This window comes from Streptomyces sp. NPDC048270, from assembly GCF_040652335.1.
Classification (GTDB): domain Bacteria; phylum Actinomycetota; class Actinomycetes; order Streptomycetales; family Streptomycetaceae; genus Streptomyces.
This window is the reverse complement of sequence record NZ_JBEZLV010000046.1, coordinates 1-3,271: the sequence shown is the minus strand read 5'-3', so window position 1 is coordinate 3,271 and position 3,271 is coordinate 1. Positions and strand designations below refer to the sequence as shown.

The following is a 3,271-nucleotide window of genomic DNA, read 5'->3' as shown; positions in this document are numbered from 1 at the left end:
GGACGGACCTCCCCGGCCCTCGGACCTGGACGGGCCTGCCTTCCCAGTACTCAGCGGACCGGACGAGGACGACGGTGAATTCACCGAAGAGGACGGTGCCGACGAACTCGTCGAGGGGCTGGTCAGTCCGGCGAACGCAGCCCGGACGCCGACCGACCGCTTCGACCTGACTGCGCCCACCCCCATGGTCCGTCCGCAGGAGGCGCGCGCCCGCGACGCCGCTCTGATCGCTCCCCTGCCCTCCCTCGCCATGGATTACGACGAGGACGAGGACGAGGACGACGAGCCGGATGCAGTCCTCCCGCAGGCCCCGCAGGCCCGTCCGACCCGGCAGAGCCACAGGACGGCACGTTCCAATGCGATCCAGCCCGGACACCTGATCTGCGGCGACTGTGGCCAGGGAAACACCCCCACGCGACGCTTCTGCTCACGGTGCGGATCAGAGCTGAACGAGGCCGCGGTCGCAAGGACTCCCTGGTGGCGTCGACTACAGCCACGGCGCGGCCCGCGCGTCGTGGCCCTCGGAACGGGGGCCGGCCGTAACGAGCCCACGGTCGCTCCTGGTGAGCGGTTCCGGCAGATCTACGGCAAGGTCAAGATCGTCATGGGCTGCGTCGTGTTCCTTGCCTGCTTCATGTATGCCTCGTACACGCCCTTCAGGAATGAGGTCAACGGCCGGGTCGACGGTGTGCGCGCGTCCGCCCTGGGATTCATCCAGTCCCATTACTCACCAGTCCGCCCGTCCAAGGTGTCCACCAAGGGCTCTACCAATGGGCACGGGCCGGAGAACATGGTGGATCTGAACGCAGCCAACTTTTGGGCCCGACCATTCGACCCGGATCCCATGCATACCAAGGACGAGGTCGTGGTGACGGTCGAATTCGACCGCATTGTGAGTCTGAACCAGCTGATCATCACTTCCGGTGCGTCCGACGCCTTCACCGACCACGGCCGGCCCCGGGAACTCGTCCTGAAGTTCACGAACGGCAAGGTCAAGGTGATCACGCTCCAGGACACTGCTAAGCCGCAGAAGTTCCCGCTGAAGGACGCCACGGCGATCAAGAGCGTGCAGATCACAGTCACCAACGTCTTCCCGTCGGAGAAGAACAAGGACGTGGCCATTTCCGAGTTGGAGTTCTTCTCCCTGCTGTCCTGATCCCGTCCCGGTCCGGCCGCCTTCAGGCGGCCGGACCGCCGGCCGCCGGCGGTCGCAGCGGCAGCCAGGCTCCGACCCGGAATCCGCCCTCCGGAAGTTCCTGCGCCTCGAAGGTCCCGCCGAGGGCCACCACCCGGGCCCTCACCCCGGCCAGCCCCGTTCCGCCCCCCGGGATGTCGTCCGCTGGAGGAAGGGACGGTGCGGTGTTGAGGACGGCCAGGTGCACCCCGTCGCGGGCACACACCAGGTCGATCGTGACCTCCGCCCCGGGGGCGTGCTTGGCGGCGTTGGCCAGCCCCTCCTGCACGAGGCGGCGGATGGACAGCTGCACTGGGGCGGGAAGCAGTTCAGGATGGCCGTCCACCCGCAGGGTCACGGAGGTCCCCATCGCCCGTTCCGAGGCCCTGACGAGGTCCGTGAGGTCGGCGAGTCCCTGAACATCGCCCCCGGCCGAGCTCTCCAGTGCGTGGAAGACGCTGCGCAGTTCCTGAAGGGCCGCTCGCCCCTCGGTGCGGATGAGGACGGCGTCAGCGGGATCCGCTGTCCGGCTGCCGCGCAGGGACGCCTCCAGAGCGGCGGCGAGCATGACCATGTTGCCCACCCGGTGCCCGATGACATCGTGCATATCCCGGGCAATCCGGTCCCGCTCCTCACACGCCGCCCGCTCGGTGAGCAGTGTCTGGGCCTCGGCCTGGGCCCGCGCCTTGGCCAGGGCCACCGCCATCAGCTGCCTGTGCTGCAAGGACAGCCGCCCGGCCAGTGCCGCTCCAACGTGGCTCATGAAGATGGCGATGATGTAGGTCTGGATGCCGGCTGGGGCGTCATGGACCGGGGACTCGGCGAAGAAGAACACGGTCTTCGCCAGGACCACGGCCCCGACCGTCGCCGAGACCGCCTTGATCGACCGGATGTTCTGACCGAGAAGGAACATCGCGACAGCACCGGCGATGCGTTCCGACCATGGAACCTGGGTACTGTCGGCCGCGCCTGCCGTGAGCTGCCCGATGACCAGGAGCAGGACAGCGACGGCCAGCGGGTACCGTTGGCGGCAGAACAGGACCGCCAGTACGGCGGGCAGGAGGAGCCACCAGTTCACGGTGGCAAGAAGTTCCGAGGTGACCCAGCCCACGATCAAGAGTGCGCACAGGCCCGCGTCCTCTGCTGCAGGCCACCGGCGCTGCGGCGCGGCTTTGCTATTCGGCGGACGCATGAACCTAGGCTAGTTCACCGAGCACCGCGTACACGGAACAGCGGCTTCGCCGAAAGAGTGGACGATGATCAAGGTTCTCATCGCCGACGACAACGACATCATGCGTCGCGGTCTGCGCCTCACCCTTGAGGCGGAAGACGACATCTCGGTGATCGCCGAGGCACGTACGGGTGCGGAGGCCGTGGCCGCCACGCGGCGGTACCTCCCCGACGTCGTGCTCATGGACGTGCGTATGCCGGAGGGCGGGGGGATCGAGGCCACCCGTCAGGTCCTCGCCCTGCACGCGCCTCCCGCGGTGCTCGTCCTGACGACCTTCGACCGGGACGAGTACATCGAGCAGGTGATCCGGGCGGGTGCGGCCGGGTTCCTGTTGAAGGACACGCCCCCGGAAGACCTGGTCCGGGCTGTGCGGATGGTCCGGGACGGCCACACGATGATCGACCCGGTGGTGGTGCGCCGGGCGCTGGACCTCATGGCGGCTCTCCCGGTGCAGGTGACCGCTGCGGAGCGTGACGCGCTGGCGACACTCACGGACCGCGAGAGGGAGGTCCTGGGACTCATCGCCGCAGGGTTGGCGAATGCCGCCATCGCCCGGGAACTGAATACCAGCGAGTCCACGATCAAGGGACACGTCAGCCGCATCATGACCAAACTGCATGCCGAGAACCGGGTGCAGGCCGCCCGCATCGCGTACCGGGCCGGCTGGGACGCAGACGGCTGACGCCTGGCTACTGGTCCGATCGGCCGCCGGCCCTCCCTACTTTCGTACTGCTGCCGAAGGGGCAGATCGGAACCAAAGCACCCCGGGTGAGGCCGGTCACAGCTCCTAGTCTGAAATGACCGGAGCAAAGCGCACCGGTATCCCGAAAGAGCCGGAGCACCTCATGTTCGCAGAAGCCGTCGAC

At 67.8% G+C, this 3,271-nt stretch carries 3 protein-coding genes; 2 read left to right on the top strand and 1 reads right to left on the bottom strand.

The genetic code is table 11. From position 1 onward, the window contains the following. On the top strand, window positions 1–1,156 hold a 1,156-nt coding region (locus tag AB0D66_RS29295), incomplete at its 5' end, for a hypothetical protein (protein WP_362309896.1). A 22-nt stretch (window positions 1,157–1,178) separates the two neighbouring features. On the opposite strand, the gene AB0D66_RS29290 is transcribed toward AB0D66_RS29295, so the two are convergent. Continuing rightward, window positions 1,179–2,366, bottom strand: coding sequence for a histidine kinase (locus AB0D66_RS29290; protein WP_362309894.1), 1,188 nt, complete (start codon window positions 2,364–2,366; stop codon window positions 1,179–1,181). Window positions 2,367–2,430: 64 nt separating this feature from the next. Between AB0D66_RS29290 and AB0D66_RS29285 the strand changes: the two genes are divergently transcribed. Next, window positions 2,431–3,087, top strand: coding sequence for a response regulator transcription factor (locus tag AB0D66_RS29285; protein ID WP_362309891.1), 657 nt, complete (start codon window positions 2,431–2,433; stop codon window positions 3,085–3,087). The last annotated feature ends 184 nt before the right edge of the window (window positions 3,088–3,271 follow it).